This window comes from Halomonas sp. KAO (genome assembly GCF_015595025.1).
In the GTDB taxonomy this organism is placed as follows: Bacteria; Pseudomonadota; Gammaproteobacteria; order Pseudomonadales; family Halomonadaceae; genus Halomonas.
This window is the reverse complement of the sequence record NZ_JADNRL010000019.1, coordinates 589,782-610,728: the sequence shown is the minus strand read 5'-3', so window position 1 is coordinate 610,728 and position 20,947 is coordinate 589,782. Positions and strand designations below refer to the sequence as shown.

17 protein-coding genes are annotated in these 20,947 nt (G+C 65.8%); 7 read left to right on the top strand and 10 right to left on the bottom strand.

Going from position 1 to position 20,947, the window contains the following annotated elements; genetic code table 11:
• Positions 1-10: 10 nt before the first annotated feature.
• From rimP to pnp, 7 genes are all read left to right on the top strand, one after another.
• Positions 11-472, top strand: a complete 462-nt coding sequence (gene rimP / locus IOC61_RS09030; protein WP_195688504.1) for a ribosome maturation factor RimP — start codon at positions 11-13, stop codon at positions 470-472.
• Between the two features lie 82 nt (positions 473-554).
• Positions 555-2,045 (top strand): transcription termination factor NusA, encoded by a 1,491-nt coding sequence (gene nusA, locus IOC61_RS09025; protein ID WP_195688503.1) that lies wholly within the window; start codon positions 555-557, stop codon positions 2,043-2,045.
• Between the two features lie 117 nt (positions 2,046-2,162).
• Positions 2,163-4,691 carry a translation initiation factor IF-2 gene (infB, locus tag IOC61_RS09020; protein ID WP_195688502.1) on the top strand — a complete coding sequence of 843 codons (2,529 nt, stop codon included), beginning with the start codon at positions 2,163-2,165 and terminating at the stop codon, positions 4,689-4,691.
• 16 nt (positions 4,692-4,707) lie between these two features.
• The gene (gene rbfA / locus IOC61_RS09015) at positions 4,708-5,115 is read left to right on the top strand and encodes a 30S ribosome-binding factor RbfA (RefSeq protein ID WP_132042116.1); all 408 of its coding nucleotides are present in this window, start codon (positions 4,708-4,710) and stop codon (positions 5,113-5,115) included.
• On the top strand, positions 5,115-6,032 hold the full coding sequence (truB, locus tag IOC61_RS09010) for a tRNA pseudouridine(55) synthase TruB (RefSeq protein WP_195688501.1): 918 nt from the start codon (positions 5,115-5,117) through the stop codon (positions 6,030-6,032). The genes rbfA and truB overlap by 1 nt, the downstream gene beginning before the upstream one ends.
• A gap of 78 nt (positions 6,033-6,110) precedes the next feature.
• On the top strand, positions 6,111-6,380 hold the full coding sequence (rpsO, locus tag IOC61_RS09005) for a 30S ribosomal protein S15 (protein WP_110070029.1): 270 nt from the start codon (positions 6,111-6,113) through the stop codon (positions 6,378-6,380).
• Positions 6,381-6,695: 315 nt separating this feature from the next.
• On the top strand, positions 6,696-8,831 hold the full coding sequence (gene pnp, locus IOC61_RS09000) for a polyribonucleotide nucleotidyltransferase (RefSeq protein WP_195688500.1): 2,136 nt from the start codon (positions 6,696-6,698) through the stop codon (positions 8,829-8,831).
• Positions 8,832-8,938: 107 nt separating this feature from the next.
• Here pnp and IOC61_RS08995 read toward each other — a convergent pair whose 3' ends face one another.
• The 10 genes from IOC61_RS08995 to gluQRS all read right to left on the bottom strand — a co-directional run bounded on the left by IOC61_RS08995 (position 8,939) and on the right by gluQRS (position 20,870).
• A complete protein-coding gene (locus IOC61_RS08995) occupies positions 8,939-10,114 on the bottom strand; it encodes an acetyl-CoA C-acetyltransferase (protein ID WP_195688499.1) in 1,176 nt (391 codons plus the stop codon).
• Between the two features lie 180 nt (positions 10,115-10,294).
• A complete protein-coding gene (gene panD / locus IOC61_RS08990) occupies positions 10,295-10,675 on the bottom strand; it encodes an aspartate 1-decarboxylase (protein WP_195688498.1) in 381 nt (126 codons plus the stop codon).
• A 28-nt stretch (positions 10,676-10,703) separates the two neighbouring features.
• Positions 10,704-11,552, bottom strand: a complete 849-nt coding sequence (gene panC, locus IOC61_RS08985) for a pantoate--beta-alanine ligase (RefSeq protein WP_195688497.1) — start codon at positions 11,550-11,552, stop codon at positions 10,704-10,706.
• A 91-nt stretch (positions 11,553-11,643) separates the two neighbouring features.
• Positions 11,644-12,435, bottom strand: coding sequence for a 3-methyl-2-oxobutanoate hydroxymethyltransferase (gene panB, locus IOC61_RS08980; RefSeq protein ID WP_195688496.1), 792 nt, complete (start codon positions 12,433-12,435; stop codon positions 11,644-11,646).
• A 112-nt stretch (positions 12,436-12,547) separates the two neighbouring features.
• Complete coding sequence (gene folK / locus IOC61_RS08975; RefSeq protein ID WP_195688495.1) at positions 12,548-13,048, bottom strand: 2-amino-4-hydroxy-6-hydroxymethyldihydropteridine diphosphokinase; 501 nt, start codon at positions 13,046-13,048, stop codon at positions 12,548-12,550.
• Positions 13,045-14,451 carry a polynucleotide adenylyltransferase PcnB gene (pcnB, locus tag IOC61_RS08970; RefSeq protein ID WP_195688494.1) on the bottom strand — a complete coding sequence of 469 codons (1,407 nt, stop codon included), beginning with the start codon at positions 14,449-14,451 and terminating at the stop codon, positions 13,045-13,047. Before pcnB ends, folK begins: the two co-directional genes overlap by 4 nt.
• An 897-nt stretch (positions 14,452-15,348) precedes the next feature.
• The gene (locus IOC61_RS08965; protein ID WP_195688493.1) at positions 15,349-16,752 is read right to left on the bottom strand and encodes a sigma-54-dependent transcriptional regulator; all 1,404 of its coding nucleotides are present in this window, start codon (positions 16,750-16,752) and stop codon (positions 15,349-15,351) included.
• On the bottom strand, positions 16,749-19,685 hold the full coding sequence (locus tag IOC61_RS08960; RefSeq protein WP_195688492.1) for an ATP-binding protein: 2,937 nt from the start codon (positions 19,683-19,685) through the stop codon (positions 16,749-16,751). The genes IOC61_RS08965 and IOC61_RS08960 overlap by 4 nt, the downstream gene beginning before the upstream one ends.
• A gap of 89 nt (positions 19,686-19,774) precedes the next feature.
• Positions 19,775-19,951: a hypothetical protein gene (locus tag IOC61_RS08955; RefSeq protein ID WP_195688491.1), complete on the bottom strand. Its 177-nt coding sequence runs from the start codon at positions 19,949-19,951 to the stop codon at positions 19,775-19,777.
• Positions 19,952-19,967: 16 nt separating this feature from the next.
• Positions 19,968-20,870: a tRNA glutamyl-Q(34) synthetase GluQRS gene (gluQRS, locus tag IOC61_RS08950; protein ID WP_195688490.1), complete on the bottom strand. Its 903-nt coding sequence runs from the start codon at positions 20,868-20,870 to the stop codon at positions 19,968-19,970.
• Positions 20,871-20,947 lie beyond the last annotated feature (77 nt).

Here is a 20,947-nt window from a genome sequence, read left to right as displayed (position 1 = left end):
AGTCTATTCCGTGGCTACCAAGGATGCTGCGCTACACACCTTGATCGACCCGGTGGTTACCGCCATGGGTTTCGAGCTGTGGGGCATCGACTATCTCTCCCAGGGTAAGCACTCGCGTCTGGTGATCTATATCGATCACGAAGACGGCGTCTCCGTCGACGACTGTGCGGACATCAGCCGCCAGATCAGTGCGCTACTCGATGTCGAGGACCCGATTCACGGCGAATATCGCCTCGAGGTCTCCTCTCCGGGGATGGATCGCCCCCTGTTCACCCTCGATCACTTTTCCCGTTATCGCGGCCACGAGGTGGCACTGAAGCTGCGTGCGCCCTTCGAGGGGCGGCGCAAGTTCCAGGGCCTGCTGGCCGGCGTCGAGGGTGACGAGGTGCTGGTGCAGGTCGATGGCGAGGAGTACTGCTTCCCCGTCGACGGCATCGATCAGGCGCGCGTGGTGCCCCGTTTCGAGGATTAGCCCGCGGTTCAAGGATTCGGCCTCCCCCGGGGGAGGCATGTTGAGCATCAGCTCGAGAACAGCTTTCTGGCGAGGCAAAGGCATGAGTAAAGAGATTCTGGCGGTCGTGGATGCGATCTCCAACGAGAAGGGGGTTCCCCGCACGGTGATCTTCGAGGCCGTCGAGGCGGCCCTGGCCAGCGCGTCGCGCAAGCGCTTCGAGGATGAAGAGGCCAGCGTGCGGGTGCATATCGATCGCAGCACCGGCGAATACGAGACCTTTCGTCGCTGGGAAGTGGTCGAGGACGATGACTTCGACGGCCCCGACCACCAGATCAAGCTGACCTTTGCCGAGCGTCGCGATCCGCCCCTGGGCCTGGGTGACGTGGTCGAGGAGCGCATCGAGAATGCCGAGTTCGGTCGCATCGCCGCCCAGACCGCCAAGCAGGTGATCGTGCAGAAGGTGCGCGAGGCCGAGCGTGCCGAGGTCGTGCGGCTCTATGCCGATCGCGAGGGTGAGCTGGTCTCGGGCATCGTCAAGAAGACGACCCGCGATGGCCTGATCATCGACCTGGGCGACAACGCCGAGGCGTTCCTGCCGCGCAGCGAGATGATTCCCGGTGAGCGCTACCGCATGAACGAGCGGGTTCGTGCCCTGCTGGTCAAGGTCGACCCGGAGGCGCGCGGTGCGCAGCTGATCCTGTCGCGTACCTGTCCCGAGCTGATCATCGAACTGTTCAGCATCGAGGTGCCGGAGATCGCCGAACAGCTTATCGAGATCAAGGGGGCCGCTCGCGACCCCGGGTCCCGCGCCAAGATCGCGGTGAAGACCAACGACCGCCGTATCGATCCGGTGGGGGCCTGTGTGGGCATGCGTGGCTCACGGGTCCAGGCCGTCTCCACGGAGCTCCAGAACGAGCGCGTCGATATCGTGCTGTGGGACGACAACCCCGCCCAGCTGGTGATCAACGCCATGGCGCCGGCGGATGTCGCCTCCATTCTGGTTGACGAAGATGCCCACGCCATGGACGTGGCCGTCGCCGAGGACAACCTGGCCCAGGCCATCGGTCGCAGCGGTCAGAACGTGCGTCTGGCCTCCGAGCTGACCGGCTGGCGGATCAATGTGATGACCGAGGCCGAGGCGGAGGACAAGCGTGACCAGGAGGTCGATAGCCTGGTCGAGCAATTCGTGCAGCACCTCAATATCGACGACGATGTGGCGCGCCTGCTGGTGGAAGAGGGCTTTACCACCCTGGAGGAGATCGCCTACGTACCGGTTGAGGAGATGCTCGAGATCGAGGAATTCGATGAAGAGACCATCGAGGAGCTGCGCTCGCGTGCCAAGGATGAGCTGCTCAACCTCGCCATCGCTTCCGAGGAGGCGCTGGATGGTGCCCAGCCAGCCGACGACCTGCTGGAGATGGACGGCATGGAGCGCCACCTGGCCTTCATCCTGGCCAGCCGGGGAGTCGTCAGCATGGAGGATCTGGCCGAGCAGTCCGTCGATGATCTTCTGGATATCGAGGGCATGGACGAGGAGCGTGCCGCGTCACTGATCATGACTGCCCGTGCGCCCTGGTTTGAAAACGAGTAGTTCGCACAGGAACGGCTCGAAGGCGAATAACGTGCAGACAAGGGTCCGATGCCCAGCGCTCGGACCGGCAGTATTCGAAGCGAACAGAATTGGGGTCACGGGCTCAGGAGGGTCTACATGTCAGACATGACCGTTAAGGATTTTGCAGCGAAGGTGGGACGCGACGTTCCCCGCCTGCTGGAACAGATGAAACAAGCCGGGCTCAAGCACAAGTCCGAGAGCGATGCCGTGTCCGAGGAAGACAAGCGTCAGCTGCTCGACTTCCTGACCAAGAGCCACGGCGGCAGCGCCGAGAAGGCCGCGCCGAAGAACCGCATCACCCTGACGCGCAAGACGCGCAGCCGCATCAACACCGGTGAGCGGGGCAAGACCATCGAGGTGCAGGTGCGCAAGAAGCGTACCTACGTCAAGCGCGCCGAGGAAGAGACCAAGCCGAAGCAGGTGGAGGACACCGGTCCGCGCCAGCTGGTCGGCGACATGGCCGACTCCCAGCAGGCTCAGGCCGCCAAGGAAGCCCGCGAGGCCGAGGAGGCCAAGGCGCGTGCCGCCGAGGAGGCCGCGCGCGAGGCCGCTGCCAAGCTGGAGGCCCAGAAGGCCGCCGAAGTGCCCGATATCCCGGTGCCCGAGCTCGAGACCCCGGCACCCGGCGACGAGCCCCCGGCCCCGCCCAAGGAGGGCCGCACCGATCGCCGCACCGCGCCGCCCAAGAAGGCCGCCGCCAAGAAGGGGCGTCACGATCGCGATGACGACCGTGGCGAGCGCGAGGACCGTCGCCGTGGCGGCAAGAAGGCCAAGCGTGCCGAGCGCCGCGGCGGCCGTCGTGGTGGCAGCAGCAGCCAGGGCAACGGCAAGCACGGCTTCCAGAAGCCGACCCAGCCCATCGTTCGTGAGGTCTCGATCCCCGAGTCGATCAGCGTCGCCGAGCTGGCCGACAAGATGTCGATCAAGGCCAACGAGGTCATCAAGACCATGTTCACCATGGGCGCCGCGGTGACCATCAACCAGACCATCGATCAGGACACCGCCGCCATCGTGGTCGAGGAGATGGGTCACACGCCCAAGCTGGTCAAGGACGATGCGCTCGAGGAGGAAGTGCTGGACAGCATCTCCTACGAGGGTGAGGAGCTGACCCGCGACCCGGTGGTGACCGTGATGGGTCACGTCGACCACGGCAAGACCTCGCTGCTCGACCATATTCGCCAGGCCAAGGTGGCCACCGGCGAGGCCGGCGGTATCACCCAGCATATCGGCGCCTATCATGTCGCGGCCGATAAGGTGAACAACTCCCACGGTGTGACCTTCCTGGACACCCCGGGCCACGCGGCCTTTACCGCCATGCGTGCCCGCGGTGCCAAGGCGACCGACGTGGTCATCCTGGTGGTGGCCGCCGATGACGGCGTCATGCCCCAGACCATCGAGGCGATCGAGCACTCCAAGGCCGCCGAGGTTCCCATGGTGGTCGCCGTCAACAAGATCGACAAGCCGGCCGCCGATCCGGATCGCGTCAAGAACGAGCTCTCGCAGCACGGCGTCATCTCCGAGGAGTGGGGGGGTGACACCCAGTTCGTGCATGTCTCCGCCAAGACCGGTGAGGGCATCGATGCGCTGCTCGAGGCGGTGCTGCTGGTCTCCGAGGTGCTCGAGCTCAAGGCCGTCCCCGAGGCACCCGGCAAGGGTGTGGTGGTCGAGTCGCGCCTGGACAAGGGGCGTGGTCCTGTGGCCACCGTGCTGGTCCAGAACGGCACCCTCAAGCGTGGCGATATCGTGCTGGCCGGCCTGCACTACGGCCGCGTGCGTGCCCTGACCAACGAGCTGGGCAAGCAGGTCGAAGAGGTCGGCCCGGCGATGCCGGTGGAGATCCAGGGCCTCGACGGGACGCCCGAGGCGGGTGACGACTTCATGGTGGTGGCCGACGAGAAGAAGGCCCGTGAGGTTGCCAACTTCCGTCAGGGCAAGTATCGCGAGGTGCGCCTGGCACGCCAGCAGAAGGCCAAGCTGGAGAACATGTTCAGCCAGATGGGCCAGGATGTGGCCGCCAAGCTCAACATCGTGCTCAAGGCCGACGTCCAGGGCTCCCTGGAGGCGATCAAGAGCGCCCTGGAAGAGCTCTCCACCGCCGAGGTGGAAGTGGCAGTGGTCTCCTCCGGTGTGGGTGGCATCACCGGTACCGACGCCAACCTGGCACTGGCCTCGGAGGCCATCGTGGTCGGCTTCAACGTGCGTGCCGATGTCGCGGCCCGCGAGATCATCGAGCGCGAAGGCCTCGACCTGCGCTACTACAGCGTCATCTACCAGCTGATCGATGAGGTCAAGCAGGCGATGAGCGGCATGCTGGCACCGGAGTGGAAGGAAGAGATCGTCGGCGTGGCCGAGGTTCGCGACGTCTTCCGTGCACCGAAGATCGGTGCGGTGGCCGGCTGTATGGTGGTCGAGGGTACCGTCTTCCGTAACAAGAAGATCCGCGTGCTGCGCGACAACGTGGTGATCTACGAGGGTGAACTCGAGTCGCTGCGTCGCTTCAAGGACGATGTCCAGGAAGTGCGCAACGGCATGGAGTGCGGCATCGGCGTGAAGAACTACAACGACGTCCAAGTCGGCGACAAGATCGAGGTCTTCGACCAGATCAAGGTCGAGCGGACGCTCTAAGCGCCAGGAGTCAAGCATGCGCGAGTTCAAGCGTACCGACCGGGTGGCCGACCAGCTCCAGAAGGAGCTGGCGGTCCTCATCCAGCGCGAGGTCAAGGACCCGCGCCTGGGCATGGTCACCGTCAGCGGCGTCGAGGTCAGTCGTGACCTCGGCTATGCCGACGTTCACGTGACCCTGCTGGGCGAGGATACCCCGGAGCGGATCAAGGAGAACCTCAAGGTTCTCAAGCAGGCCGCCGGCTTCCTGCGCGGGCAGATCGCCCGGCGCATCAAGCTGCGCCACGTGCCGGAGCTGCGCTTTCACTACGACGAGAGCGTGGTGCGCGGCCAGCGCCTCTCCTCGCTGATCGACGAGGCGGTGGAGAGCGACCGCACCCGCCTGGGTGAGGAGCCGACTTCCGATGACGAGGGTGAGCGGGACTGATGGCACGTCGACGTCGCGGCCTCCCCGTCAATGGCGTGCTGCTGCTGGACAAGCCCGCGGGCCTGACCAGCAATCACGCGCTGCAGCAGGCCCGACGCCTGTTCCAGGCCCAGAAGGCCGGCCACACCGGCACCCTGGATCCGATGGCGACCGGCCTGCTGCCGGTGTGCTTCGGCGAGGCGACCAAGTTCTCCGCCCATCTGCTGGCCTCCGACAAGGTCTACCGTACCCGGGTGGAACTGGGCGTGGTGACCGATACCGGTGATGCCGAGGGTGAGGTGGTCGAACGCCTGGCGATCCCGGCTCTGACCGCTGCCGAAGTGGAGGCCGTGTTGGCTCGCTTTCATGGCGAGATCGAGCAGGTGCCACCGATGTACTCGGCGCTCAAGCACCAGGGGCGCAAGCTCTACGAGCTGGCCCGCGAGGGCAAGTCGGTCGAGCGTGCAGCGCGGCGCGTGACCGTGTATGATGCCCGGCTCGTTTCCTTCGAGGGCAGTGCCTTCGAACTGGAAGTGTCGGTCAGCAAGGGGACCTATGTGCGTACCCTGGCCGAGGATATCGGACGCGAACTGGGCAGCGGGGCACATATCAGTGCGCTGCGTCGCCTGACCACCGGGCCCTTCGGCGCCGACGGCATGCTGACCCTCGAGTCGCTGCAGGCTCTGCCCGACCAGTCGTCCCGGGAAGCGACGCTGCTGCCAGTCGACGTGCTGGCCGCTCACCTGCCGCGACTCGAGGTCGACGCCGAGGCGGCCCGACGCCTGACCCAGGGTCAGGCGGCCGCGGTGGATGCCGGCGATATCGCCGTCGGCGAGACGGCAAGACTCTACTGCAACGATGCCTTCCTGGGTCTCGGTGCGGTGACGACGCCACAGGAGGTGGCGCCGAAACGGCTGCTGAGCACCGCAGCCGATTGAGGGAGAAACGCCCGAGACTGCAAATATGCGTGGTCTCACACACTCATCATTCAGGCATATTGCTTACTGGAGAGACAGATGGCACTGACAGCCGAGCAGAAGTCCGCAATCGTCAGCGAATTTGGTCGTGGCGAGAACGACACCGGTTCCCCCGAAGTTCAAGTGGCCCTGCTGAGCGCCAACATCGATGGCCTGCAGGATCACTTCAAGACCAACAAGCAGGATCACCACTCCCGTCGTGGCCTGATCCGCATGGTCAACCAGCGCCGCAAGCTGCTGGACTACCTGAAGCGCAAGGACTTCGAGCGCTATCAGGCTCTGATCCAGCGCCTGGGCCTGCGTCGCTAAGCGTCGCACCCCACGCGGTAACGAAACGGGCAGCCTTCGGGTTGCCCGTTTTGTTTGTTGGGCCATCTAGCGGGCCTGGGCCCGGAGCTGATCCGGCGATAGGTTTTCGGGGAGGCGCTGTGAACCCGTCCCTGGGCGCTACCTCGGCCATCCCTGGTCCTCGGACCTCCCCTTCAGCCTATCCCCGGCGCTCCTCACGAAGGAGATAAGGGGAAATCTTGCTATCCGGTGGCCGCGGGGCGCGTCAACCCCTAAAATGGTCGGCGAAGTCGAAACGACCCAAACACAGAAAAGTAGATATTGAAGGAAGTCGCCGTGAATCCGGTCAAGAAGACATTTCAGTACGGTCGCAGCACCGTCACCCTGGAAACCGGGCGCATCGCCCGCCAGGCCTCCGGTGCCGTAATGGTCACCATGGACGATACCGTGGTGCTGTGCACCGTGGTCGCCAGGAAGGATGCCAATCCCGCGCAGCCATTCTTCCCGCTCTCCGTGCACTATCAGGAGAAGACCTATGCGGTCGGCAAGATCCCCGGCGGCTTCTTCAAGCGCGAGGGGCGCCCCACCGAGAAGGAGACGCTCACCTCGCGGCTGATCGATCGCCCGATCCGACCGCTCTTCCCCAAGGGCTTCATGAACGAGGTGCAGGTCGTCTGCACCGTGCTCTCCACCGATCGTAACCATGATCCGGATATCGCGGCGCTGCTTGGCACCTCCGCGGCCCTGGCCATCTCCGGGGTGCCCTTCAGTGGCCCCATCGGCGCGGCCCGCGTCGGCTTCAACGAGGAGCAGGGCTACTTCCTCAACCCCACCGTGGAAGAGCTCACCACCTCCGAGCTGAACATGGTCGTCGCCGGTACCGAGAAGGCGGTGCTGATGGTCGAGTCCGAGGCCGATGAGCTGCTCGAGGACGAGATGCTCGGCGCCGTGCTCTACGGCCATATGGAGATGCAGACGGCGATCCAGGCCATCAACGAGCTTGTCGCCGAAGCGGGCAAGCCGAAGTGGGACTGGCAGCCGCCGGAGGAGAACACCGCGCTCAAGTCCGCCATTGCCGAGGCCTTCGAGGCCCGCGTGGGCGAGGCCTATCGCATCACCGACAAGATGCAGCGTCAGGATGCCCTGTCGGCCCTCAAGGCCGAGGCGGTGGAGCAGCTGGCCGGTGAGGAAGAAGGCAAGTTTGCGGCCGACGATGTCAAAGGCGCCTTCTCAAGCCTCGAGAAGCGCGTGGTACGTGCCCGTGTGGTGAAAGGCGAGCCGCGTATCGATGGCCGCGACCACAAGACCGTGCGTCCGCTGGAGATCGAAGTGGGCAGCCTGCCCAAGGCCCACGGCTCGGCGATATTTACCCGTGGCGAGACCCAGGCCATCGTGGTCGCCACCCTGGGTACCCTGCGTGACTCCCAGCTGATCGAGTCGCTGGAGGGGGAGCGCAAGGACCGCTTCCTGCTGCACTACAACTTCCCTCCCTACAGCGTGGGTGAGGCCGGCTTCATGGGCGGCCCCAAGCGTCGCGAGATCGGCCATGGCCGCCTGGCGCGTCGCGGCGTGCAGGCCATGCTGCCCGACGAGGCGGAGTTCCCCTACACCATCCGGGTGGTCTCCGAGATTACCGAATCCAACGGCTCCAGCTCCATGGCCTCCGTGTGCGGCTCCTCGCTGGCCCTGATGGATGCCGGCGTGCCGATCAAGTCGCCGGTGGCGGGTATCGCCATGGGCCTGGTCAAGGACGAGGACGGCTTTGCCGTGCTGACCGACATCCTCGGTGACGAGGACCACCTCGGCGACATGGACTTCAAGGTGGCCGGCTCCGCCGATGGCGTGACCGCCCTGCAGATGGACATCAAGATCGAGGGCATCAACGAGGAGATCATGGAGCAGGCGCTGCAGCAGGCCCTGGAAGCGCGCCTCAGCATCCTCGAGCAGATGAATGCGGTGATCAACCAGAGCCGTGCCGAGGTCTCCGAGAACGCGCCCTCCATGGCGACCATCAAGATAGATCCCGAGAAGATCCGTGACGTCATCGGCAAGGGTGGCGCCACGATCCGCAAGATCTGCGAGGATACCGGCGCCTCCATCGATCTCGATGATGACGGCACCGTGCGCATCTATGCCGAGGACAAGTCGGCGGCCAAGGCGGCCATCGACACCGTGCTGGCGATCACCGCGGAGCCCGAGATCGGCAAGCTCTACCGTGGCAAGGTGGTGCGCATCGCCGACTTCGGCGCCTTCGTCAATATCATGCCCGGCACCGACGGTCTGGTGCACATCTCCCAGATTGTGCCGGAGCGGGTCAATGACGTGCGTGACTTCCTCAACGAGGGCGACGAGCCCATCGTCAAGGTGCTCGATATCGACAACCGCAACCGGGTGAAGCTCACCATCAAGGAGATTACCCCGGAAGAGAAGGCGGCATTCGAGGCCGAGGCGGTCGCTGAACCCGAGCTGTAAGCGCCTTCGGCGAGCTGTAAGCGATAAGCTGTAAGCCGTAAGTAAAACCGCCCCCGCAGCCTGGCTGCGGGGGCGGTTCTGTTTAGGCTTGTCTTCGAGCTTCGAGCTTATCTTTCGATGGCCAGCGCCACGCCCTGTCCACCACCGATGCAGAGGGTGGCGAGGCCCTTCTTGGCGTCACGGGCGATCATCTCGTGGACCAGGGTCACCAGGATGCGGCAGCCGGAGGCGCCGATGGGGTGACCGATGGCGATGGCACCACCATTGACGTTGATCTTGCTGGCATCCCAGCCCAGCTCCTTGTTGACGGAGAGGGCCTGGGCGGCGAAGGCCTCGTTGGCCTCGATCAGGTCGAGGTCGTCGATGCTCCAGCCGGCCTTCTCCAGGCAGCGGCGGGTCGCCGGGGCCGGGCCGATGCCCATGATGGAGGGCTCGACACCGGCATTGCTGTAGGCCTTGATGCGGGCCAGTGGCTCGAGGCCCAGGGCCTTGGCCTTCTCGGCGGTGCACAGCATCACCACGGCCGCACCGTCGTTGATGGAGGAGGCGTTGCCGGCGGTAACGGTGCCATCCTTCTTGAAGGCCGGGCGCATGCCGGAAAGCTTCTCGGCGGTCACGTCACGCGGGCCCTCGTCGGTGTCGAAGACCACCGGATCACCCTTGCGCTGGGGAATCTCCACTGGAACGATCTGCCCCTTGAACTTGCCCTCGCGGATGGCCGCGGCGGCCTTCTGCTGGGAGTCGGCGGCGAATGCATCCATCTCCTCGCGGGTGATGCCGTACTTTTCGGCCAGGTTCTCGGCGGTAATGCCCATGTGGTAGTTGTTGAAGGCGTCCCACAGGCCGTCGTGCACCATGCTGTCCACGGCCTTCCAGTCGCCCATGCGCTGGCCGTTACGCGAGTTGGGCAGCACGTGGGGCGAGGCGGACATGTTCTCCTGGCCGCCGGCGATGATCAGCTCGGCATCGCCGCAGCGGATCGCCTGAGTGGCCAGGTGCAGCGCCTTGAGGCCGGAGCCGCATACCTTGTTGATGGTCATGGCCGGCACGCTCTCGGGCAGTCCAGCCTTGATGGAGGCCTGGCGCGCCGGGTTCTGACCGACGCCGGCGGTCAGCACCTGGCCAAGCAGCACCTCGTCCACCTGGTCGCCGGCGACGCCGGTAGTCGCCAGGATATCCTTGATCACCTGGGCACCCAGGTCGCTGGCAGGGACGCCGGCCAGGGAACCGCCAAATGAGCCGACGGCGGTGCGGCGGGCGGCAACGATAACCACTTCTTGCATGGGAGCACTCTCCTTGCTGGAAAGACGAGCTTACGGCCCTGTCACGACAGCCGGACACGACCGGGGCCTCCAGCATAGGGGAGTCTTGTGCGCTGCCGCAATGTTTGCGTGCGGCTCTTTGGTGGTAAGCGTTCGAGAGGGAGGCAGCCCGGCGACGAGGCCGGGGATGCCGTTTGTTGCTCAGGCCATCTGAACGGGAATGGCGTGGCTGGTGTGGCTGACCCGGTTGCCTTCCTGGAGGTAGACCAGGGCGGGCTGGTGAGCGTCCAGCTCGCTGTCGCTGTAGTGGGCGTAGGCGCAGATGATCACGCGGTCGCCTTCACCGGCGAGATGGGCGGCGGCACCATTTACCGAGATCACTCGGGAGCCCTCTTCGGCGCGAATCGCGTAGGTGGTGAAACGCTGACCGTTCGCGACATTGTAGATCTGGACCTGCTCGTTCTCGCGGATGCCGGACATGTCGAGCAGCTCGCCGTCGATGGCACAGGAGCCCTCGTAGTCGAGCACGGCGTGGGTGACGCGGGCCATGTGCAGCTTGGCCTTCAGCATGACGGTATACATCGAGACAGCATCCTCCGGTTGGGCCGCATCATTGCGGCAGGCTCAGGGCGAGATTGTCGATCAGCCGGGTAGGGCCGAGACGGGCGGCGGCCAGCAGTATCGCTTCACGGGTCGAGACGGTCACCGGGCCGAGGTCGGCGGCGCGCAGCTCCAGGTAGTCGGGGTCGAAGCCGGCCTCCTTCAGCTCTGCCCATCCTTGCTCCAGGCTGGCGGAGGCCTCCCCACCGGACTCCAGCGTATCGCGCAGCTTGCAGAGGATGGCGTAGAGGTGCGGGGCGATGCGGCGCTGCTCGGCACTCAGGTAGCCGTTGCGCGAGGAGAGCGCCAGGCCGTCCTCGGCACGCACGATGGGCACGCCGAGAATCTCGATGGGAAGGTGCAGGTCGGCGACCAGGCGTCGGATCACCGCCAGCTGCTGGTAGTCCTTCTCGCCGAAGCAGGCGAGGTCGGGCTGCACCAGGTTGAAGAGCATGCCGACTACCGTGGAGACGCCATCGAAGTGGCCGGGGCGCGAGGCCCCACACAGCCCCTCGGTCATTTCGGGCACCACGATGCGGGTCTGGGCTTCCAGGCCTCGTGGATAGAGGGTGTCGGTGTCCGGGGTGAAGAGCAGGTCACAACCGGCCGTCTCGAGCCGTGCCTGATCCTCCGCGAGGGTGCGCGGATAGGCGTCGAGGTCCTCGCCGGGACCGAACTGCAGCGGGTTGACGAAGATGGTGGCGACCACCACCTCGGCCCGCTGACGGGCGGCGGCGACCAGGGCCAGATGACCTTCGTGAAGATTGCCCATGGTGGGCACCAGGGCGACGCGGTCGCCGCGCCGGCGGGCGTCGCCCAGCGTTTCACGCAGGGCGGGAATGTCTCTCAGGGTACGCATGGCAAGGTTCCGGCTAGAAGCGGTAGTAAGCTACGTTTCTTGAAAACTGGGGCTGAAAACCGAAGTTAAATATTAAAGTTGACAAACAAAGTTAAAAACAGTGCTCCTCGGCGGGGAACCGCCGTGCCTTGACGTCCTCGTGGTAGCGTCGAAAGGCGCCATGGATGTCCTCGGCCTCGGCCATGAAGTTCTTGACGAAGCGTGGCTTGCGGCCCGGGGTGACGTTCAGCAGGTCGTGCATGACCAGAATCTGGCCATCGGTGTCGGGGCCGGCGCCGATGCCGATCACCGGCACGTCGAGGGCCTCGGTGATGGTGCGGCCCAGATCGGCCGGCACGCACTCCAGCAGGATGACCGAGGCGCCGGCCTCGACCAGGGTGCGGGCGTCCTCGAGGATCTGGCTGGCGCGGTCGGCATCGCGGCCCTGCACCTTGTAGCCACCCAGCTGATAGACGGTCTGTGGCGTCAGTCCCAGATGGGCACATACCGGCACGCCCCGGCGGGTCAGTTCACGGATGCCGTCGGCCATCCATGCCTCGCCCTCCACCTTGACCAGCTCGGCTCCGGCACGCATCAGTTCGCCGGCGTTTTCCAGCAGCCGCTCCTGGCTGGCATTGCCCATGAAGGGCAGGTCGACCATCAGCAGGCTGGCGCCCTTGCCACGAGCCACGCAGCGAGTGTGATAGCAGATCTCCTCCAGCGTGACCGGCAGGGTGCTGGTATGGCCCTGCAGGACCATGCCCAGGGAGTCGCCCACCAGCAGTACGTCGATGCCGGCATCGCTGGCGGCCCTGGCGAAGGAGGCGTCGTAGGCGGTCAGGCAGCTGAAGGTGTCACCGGCGCGCTTGTAGGCCTGCAGCGTGCTCAGGGTGATGGGTTTCATGGCGTGCTCTCTCGGTTATGACGTCGGGTCGCGGCGTGGAGTGCCGGCCCGTGTAACCCACGATTGTTACCCGAATGGGCATGCTGTGTCGATGGGTAACACTTTCTGGCGGTCACTCCTCCTCGAGCGGTAACACCTCACTCGAGAGGTTGTCGGCCAGCGCGGCCTTCAGGTCAGCCACTCGTCGCCCGTCGGGGAGGCGCAGTCGTGCATCAACGGCCAGCAGTGGCACCAGCACGAAGGCGCGCCGAGTCATCTCCGGGTGTGGCACCGTCAGGCGCGGCAGACACAGGGTGCTGTCACCGAACAGTAGCAGATCCAGGTCGAGGGTGCGGGGACCCCAGCGGCGAGCCCGTACGCGGCGGTGGCGTTGCTCCAGGGCCTGCAGCTGGTCGAGCAGTGCGAGTGGCGAGAGGCGTGTTTCCAGGCAGGCCACGGCATTGATGAAGTCGGGCTGGTCCTGGGGGCCGACGGGACGGCTGGCATACAGGGGCGAGGCGGCCACATGGCGGGTCAGCGGCAGCCGATCGAGCGCCTCGATGGCCGACTCGATCTGTCGGCGGGGGCTCTCGAGATTGCTGCCCAGACCGACCCAGGCGCGCTGCAGGCTCATGTCTCCGAGCCACCGCCATTGTTGTCGCGGGGCTTGCGACGGCGGCGACGCCGTTTGCGGCCGGGCTTGCCACTGCCGGCGGGGTTGGCGCCGACCCGGTCGAGCAGGCGAGCCTGTTCGTGCTCATCGGCATTCTGGAAGTCGGTCCACCAGTCGCCGAGGCCCGGGGCCAGTTCACCGGCGGTTTCGCGTAGCAGCAGCATATCGTAGGCAGCGCGGAAACGCGGATGCTCTCGGGTCTGGAACACTCGGCGGCCGCGGCGCAGCGGCAGGCGTTGCTGGAGGTCCCAGATATCGCGCATGGGCATGCTGAAGCGCTTGGGGATCGACACATGCTGGAGCTGGCGCGAGATCACCTGCTGGGCAGCGGCCTGCAGGGCGGGGATCGGCGGCAGCCCATTGGCCTCCTGTTCGGCCTGGCGAAGTACCACCGGTGGCCATAGCATGGCGGCGAACAGGAAGGCCGGCGTCACCGGACGCTCCTCATGGATGCGGCGATCCGTGCTGGCCAGGGCCTCCTCGACCAGGCGCTCGGCCCAGGGTAGCTCGTCCATGGCCTCGGCGGCCTCGGGTAGTAGCATCTCGAACAGGCCGTAGTGGCGCAGCAGACGGAAGGTCTCGACGCCGTGCCCGGCCATGAACAGCTTGAGTACCTCGTCGAACAGGCGTGCCGGGGGGATCTGCAGTAGCAGGGGGGCGAGCTCGTGGATCGGCGCCTCGGTGGCCGGAGCCAGCTGGAAGTCGAGCTTGGCGGCAAAGCGCACGGCCCGCAGCATGCGCACCGGGTCCTCGCGATAACGGGTCGCCGGGTCGCCGATCAGGCGCAGGGTGCGTGCCTGGATATCGCGAACGCCATCGGCGAAGTCGTGGATCGAGAAATCGGCGATGCTGTAATAGAGGGCGTTGATGGTGAAGTCGCGGCGCAGGGCATCTTCCTGAACATCGCCCCAGACGTTGTCGCGCAGCAGCAGGCCATCGTCGGACTGCTGGGCAATATGGTCGGCGTGGTCGTCACCGGGCTTGCCCCGGAAGGTGGTGACTTCGATGACTTCGCGGCCGAAGCGCACATGGACGATTCGGAAGCGGCGGCCAATGATCCGTGAGTTGCGGAACAGCCCCTTGACCTCTTCCGGTGTGGCGTTGGTAGCCACATCGAAGTCCTTCGGCATGCGCCCCAGCAGGGAGTCACGGATACAGCCACCGACGAGATAGGCCTCGAAGCCGGCGTTGTGCAACCGATAGAGAACCTTGAGGGCCGCATCGCTGAGATGCTGACGCGATACCGGGTGCTCCTCGCGCGGAATGACGCGAACCTCGGGTACGCCGGCGGTGGCTTCGGTACCGAACAGTGACTTCAGGCTCTCGCCGGGACTCTGCAGAAAACGGGTAAATCCTTTGAACATGCGGCGATATCGACTCGCAGGGCGGAGAAAGCTCGTGGTAAACGTGCAAAGGCATTGAGTGTAGCGGACCCCCAGGAGCTTGCATAGCATCGGGGCTTCTCCGTCTCCGATACCCGAACGTAGAAGGGGGAGGCCAATGGCCTCCCCCTCAAGCAGCGTTGCAGCGTCCATGCGGCTGTTTCTTCTTCGTGATGGCACATCGCCTTGAATACGCACCACAGTCACCAAGGAGTTCAGGCAAGCAGTGTTGTTGTCCTTGTTGGCGCTCCCGGTGGAGACCGCCTCGTATTCAAAACAATAATCCAACCACGACGGCAGTGAGTCTGCCTTCCCCCGGCGTGTTGGTGTTGTTTCCGGGGGTGCGCCTCGCGGGCCCGTTGTTCTTGTTGTGGGCGGGGCTGGCGCGTCGCGTCCTGATTTTTTTCCGGTGCCTCGTATTTTGCTGTTGTTGTTAGGCTCGAGGGGCCGGGCACGTCACTCTGTTGTTCTTGTTGATGTCGTGCCTGTAGCGGCACTGGCCCACGCCTCTTGGCATTGTTGTGGTGGGCCTGTGTCATCCGGGCTGCGCTGTTGTTGTTGTGGCCGTTTGTTGTGGCGGGCAGCGGATGACGCCGGAACTTGTTTTTCTTGCCCTGTATATTGCAGATGGCATGCCATTATCTTTTTATCGTCATAAAACCAAGATGTTACATGGGTGTCATCAAGTGGAGGCTTCTGCGGAGGGGCTGAGTGTTACCCCGATGGTGCAGTAATCGGGCATGTTCTGTGTGGGACGGTAACAAATGGTGCGTGGGGAGTGCGGACGCGCGGCTCGGTGTGCCAATTTCGGGCCGGAGGCCGGTCTTGCACCTTGGTCGAAGAGGGCTCGGGGTCAGGGGCGACTGGCCCTGGCGAGAGTCAGTCGGTCTTGCGGCGGGAGCTCTTCTTGCGCGGGATGCCGAGGCGCTGTCGGCGCTCCCATAGCGACTTGCGGCTGATGCCGAGCTTCTGGGCCAGTTCGGTCTCGCTCATATGGTCCTGGTTCTCCAGCACGAAGTGCTGGAAATAGTCCTCCAGGGAGAGGTCATCCACGGGGGCGCTATCGACGCTATCCGCCTTTTCGGGGGCGGGGGCTTGCTGAGTGGGGGCGGCGCGCCGCGACAGCGGGGGGGCACCGGAGGCCGCGGTGAGGCCCAGGTCGTCGGGGTGAATCAGGTGGCCCTCGGCCAGGATCACGCCACGTTCCAGGGCATTCTCCAGCTCGCGAACGTTGCCGGGCCAGGGGTAGTGGCGGATCTCGTCGCGGGCGGCGCGGGAGAGGCGCAGCCCACCGCGATCATGGCGCCGACAGGCCTTTTCCAGCAGGGCGTCGGCGATCAGCAGCACATCGTCCTCCCGCTCGCGGAGGGGCGGCAGGTCGATCTGCATGACATTGAGGCGGTAGTAGAGGTCGAGGCGGAACTCGCCGGTCTTCGACAGGGCCTGGAGGTCGCGGTGGGTGGCGGCGATCAGGCGCACATCGACGTGACGAGTCTCCACCGAGCCGATCTTGCGGATTTCGCCCTCCTGAAGCACTCGCAGCAGCCGTGCCTGGGCATCCAGAGGCAGCTCCCCGATCTCGTCGAGGAACAGGGTGCCACCGTCGGCGGCCTCTACCAGGCCGGTGCGTGCCGCACTGGCGCCGGTGAAGGCTCCCTTCTCGTGGCCGAACAGCTCCGACTCGATCAGCGTCTCGGGAATCGCCGCGCAGTTGACACAGATCAGCGGTGCCTGGGCTCGCTTGCTCTGCTGGTGCAGGGCGCGGGCCACCAGCTCCTTGCCGGTGCCGGACTCGCCCTGGACCAGCACGGTGACATCGGCCGGAGCGGTCTTGCTGATCCGTGCGTAGACCCGTTGCATCGCCTCGCAGTTGCCGATCATCGGCCGTGCCTGGCCGCCGGGGTCGGCGATATCGGGGGGAGTGGCTTGCAGGCTGCCCTGCTGGTGCAGCACACGGGCCACGGTCTCGAGCAGTTCATCGTGGTCGAAGGGCTTGGCCACGTAGTCCACGGCACCCAGCTTGAGGGCGTCCACGGCGGAGCGCATGCTGGCGTAGCTGGTCATGATCAGCACCGCTACCGGAGCGGCGCGGGTGATCAGTTCGGTGCCGGGCTCGCCTGGCAGGCGCAGGTCGCTGATCACCAGGTCGAAGCGTTGCGGATCCAGGGCCATGGCCTCGGCGACCGAGCCGGCCTCCTCGACTCGGTAGTCGTGGCGTTCGAGCAGGCGGCGCAGCGCACTGCGGATGATGGCTTCGTCTTCTACGATCAGGATCCGGCTCATCGGGGTCTCTCACCCTCCTTCTGGTGACGCGGCAGCCACAGGCTGATGCGAGTACCGCCCTCGCTTTCCGGCAGCGGTGACTCGACGTCCAGGGTGCCGTGATGTTCGGCAACGATGCTGTAGACCAGCGGCAGGCCGAGACCGGTGCCTTCGCCGGGGGGCTTGGTGGTCGTGAAGGGCTCGAAGAGGTGGTCGCGGACGCTGGGGTCGATGCCGGCGCCCTCGTCGGTGACACTGACCCTCACCCCCGAGCCTTCCGGGACGGTCTCGACGGTCACACTGTCTCCCGGTCCGCTGGCATCGCGAGCGTTGCCCAGCAGGTTGACCATCACCTGCAGCAGACGCTGGGCGTCGCCCTCCACGCACGCCTCCCGCGAACAGCGATTGTCGAAGCGCACATCCTCCCTCGAGCGGGCCAGGTGGATCAAGTGAATGGCTTCGTCGACCACCTCGGCAATGGCCACCGGGACGAGCTCGCGGCCGGCGAGGTGGCGGCCACCATGGGCGAAGCCCACCAGAGAGGAGACGATGCGCGAGACGCGATCGGTGAGCTGCTGGATCTGCTCGGTGGTCTCCACCACCTCGGGATCATCGGCCTCGAAGCGCAGGTTCTGTGCCAACGACGAGATACCGGTGATGGGGTTGCCGATCTCGTGGGCCACGCCGGCGGCCAGCTGTCCGATGGAGGCCAGCCGAGCGGCGTGGACCAGTTCATCCTCCAGCCATTTCATCTCGCTGTGATCCTCGATCAGGATCACCATGCCACCGGGCTCGCTGTGGCTGCCCTCCAGTGCGGCCTTGTGCAGGCTGAGATAGCGGGTGGTGCCGTCGAGAGTGACGGGGTGCTTGTAGAGCTGGCTTTCGGGCTCGGCGATGATGCGCCCCAGCAGCTCGTTCCAGGGAGCGGGCAGGCTCTCGCGCCTGGCGCCCACGACACCGCTGCCCTCGATGCCCGAGAGTCGGGCCAGCGCATCGTTCCACATCAGCAGCTCGCCATCCTCGCCGAAGGCGCATAGCCCCACGGGGAGTCGCGTGAGAGTGCGTCGATGGTAGCGGCGCAGGCCGTCGAGTTCCCGTGCCAGGCCGGTAAGCCGCGAGCGGTAGGCCTCCAGGCGACTCTCCACGAAGTGGATATCCTCGGTGGCGCCGGGGCCTCCCTGGCGGTAGGGCAGATAGCGGTCGACGATGTCCTGGGCCACCGAGGGACCCATCAGCCCGGAGAGGTTGGCCTGCAGGCGGTCGCGTAGCCGGCGCAGCGCGTAGGGACGGCCGTCAAGCGGTGAGAGGCCGAGATCATCCAGGGCGCGGTCGACCTCGCGCCGCGCCACCGACTCGCCCAGCGCACGGGCCAGGTGCGGCTTGAACTCTTCGCCGCTGGCGGCCTCCAGCGGCAAGCGCTTGGGACGGATCACCGCATCCACCGAACAGGCCTCGGCGGCGGCACGCTCCCCTTCGGATGTCGGGGTGGCCAGGGAGACCACGATAAGGACCATGGCGTTGCTTGCCAGGGAGACCAGGGTCACCGTGTACCAGGCCGGCTCGCCACTCAGCGCCTCGAGCCCGGGGGGAATGATCGCCAGGGCGGGGAGTCCGGTCAGCAGGGGCACCCATAGCCCGGAGAGCCATACACCCACCCCGACGATCAGCCCCGCTACCATGCCGCGCCGGTTGGCGCCCGGCCAGTAGAGCAGGGCCAGAAGTCCGGGGAGACACTGCGCCATGCCCACGAAGGCCGCGAGCCCCAGGCTGGTCAGGTCGTGGTGCACGCCGACGATGCGATAGAACAGCCAGCCGCCGAGCACCACCGCGGCAACCAGGCCGCGGCGCAGCCAACGTAGCCAGCGGTATAGGTCATGGTGGGCCTCAGGGGGGTGTGCCACCAGAAAGACATGGTTGGTCAGCATGCCCGACAGCGCCAGGGCGATCAGCAGGGTGGTGGCGCTGGTGGCGGCCAGCCCGGCGAGGAAGGCCAGGGCCTTCAGGGACAGGGACTCGGAGAGTCCGAACGCCAGGTAGCCGGTGTCGAAGGTGGCATCGAGCCCCAGGCGCTGGCCGGCCCACAGGATCAGCGGTACCGGTAGCGCCATCAACAGCAGGAACAGCGGCAGCGCCCAGCTGGCCTGCAGCAGGGTGTGGCGGGAGCGGGTCTCGGTAAAGACCAGATGGAAGATATGCGGCATCAGCAGGCCGGCGAAGAACAGCAGCAGCAGTGAGCGCCAGTGTGCCGGGTCGGTCTGGACCACACTGGACTGGAAGGCCTGGCCGGGGCCCTCGAGCCACGCCTGAACATCGGCGGGCCCATCGAAGATTGCGAACAGCGCGAAGCCACCGAGGCCCAGCATGGCAAGCAGCTTGATCAGCGAGGAGAGCGCCATCACGGCCAGCAGGCTGTCGTGTTGTCCGTCGATACGCTGGCGTCGCCCCACGAAGGTCATGTCGAACAGCGCCAGCAGCACACAGAAGACCAGCGCCAGCGTGGCCGGAGAAGCGGCGCCGGTCATCAGATAGATGGCGTTGCCCATGGTCTGCACCTGCAGGGCCAGCAGCGGTAGTACCGCCAGCAGGCTGACCAGGGTGATCAGGGTGCCGACCCAGCGCGAGCGATAGCGAAAGGCGAAGAGGTCGGCCAGCGAGGCCAGCTGATGGGTGCGTACCATGCGCTGGATCGGCACCAGCAGTACCGGGGCCAGCAGGAAGGCGCCGGCCATGCCCAGGTAGTAGGTCAGGTAGCCGTAACCGGAGGTGGCAGCCAGCTCCAGGCTGCCATAGATCGCCCAGGCACTGGCATAGACGCCCAGCGCCAGAACGTAGACGAGCGGGTGGCGGGTGACATGCGTGGAAATCCAGCCACGCTCCACGGCCAGTGCGCAGAGCCAGAGCAGCAGCAGGAAGCAGGCACCCACGCCGAGCATGCCGACCAGGCTAGCGTTCATCGAGCCTCCTCCTCTGCTCATGCTCCAGCGGCTCGGCGTCCGGCACGCCCCAGGTGATGCCAGCAGAGGTGATGCCCGGGGGTGCCAGACTAGCGCTCATCGAGCTTCCTCTTCTGCTCCAGCCACAGGGTCAGGGCGATCAGTACACCCCAGATGATGAAGGGACGGTACCAGGCCACGTCGGGAGTGGCCCAGCCGCTCATCATCAGCGGTGAGAGCAGGTAGCCGATAAACACCAGGAACAGCATCAGTCGATAGACGTACATGGCGCCTCCTTCTCCATCACGACGCCGTGACCCGATTGTCGGCGAGGGGCCGTTCGGCCCGGGGATGAATGCGCGCCACCGACCAAGCCTCCACGGCCCAGGCGAGCTGCTCGGTCACGGGGGCGGTGGCAAGTGTCTCCGGGGGCGCCTGGTCGAGCGCCTTCAGGGCGGCATGCAGCAGCGGGCGTACCGCGGCGTCCCGGGTGGGCAGCGCCGGGGCGAGGTTCTGCTTGGAAAGCTTCTGGCCACCTTCACCGATGATCAGCGGCAGATGCAGGTAACCGGGCGTGGCGGCACCCAGGGCGTGCTGCAGCTGGCGCTGCCAGGGGGTGTTGTCGAGCAGGTCGAAACCGCGTACGACGTTATTGATCTCTTGGTCGGCATCATCCACCACCACGGCGAGCTGGTAGGCCCACAGGCCATCCTTGCGCTTGAGTGCCACATCGCCGAGTCGGGCCGGGTCGAAGCGCTGTTCGCCAAACAGCCGGTCCTGCCATACCACCGGGCGCAGCCCCCGGTCGCTGCGCAGTCGCCAGGCCACCGGCTTGCCGGGGTCACGGACGCCGTGGCGGCACCAGCCGGGGTAGACGGGGTGGTCACGCCACTGCTTGCGCGAGCAGCTGCAGGGATAGGCGAGACCCTGATCGGTCAAGCGTTCGAGGGCGGCCTGATAGGCGTCATCACGGGCGTGCTGCCAGAGTACGGGACCGTCCCACTGCAGTCCAAAGGCCTCCAGCTGGCGCTGGATCTCGTCGGCGGCACCGGCCGGGCAGCGTGGCGGGTCGATATCCTCGATGCGCAATAGCCACTCGCCACCGGCCTGCCGAGCATCCAGGAAGCTGGCCAGGGCCGCAATCAGCGAGCCGAAGTGCAGTGCTCCCGAAGGAGTGGGGGCGAAGCGTCCGCGGTAGAGACTCATGCAGATTTCCAGGCGTCAGATGCGCAGACGGGCACCCTGGGGTGCCCGTCATGAAGGATCAGCCACAGCACCGGCAT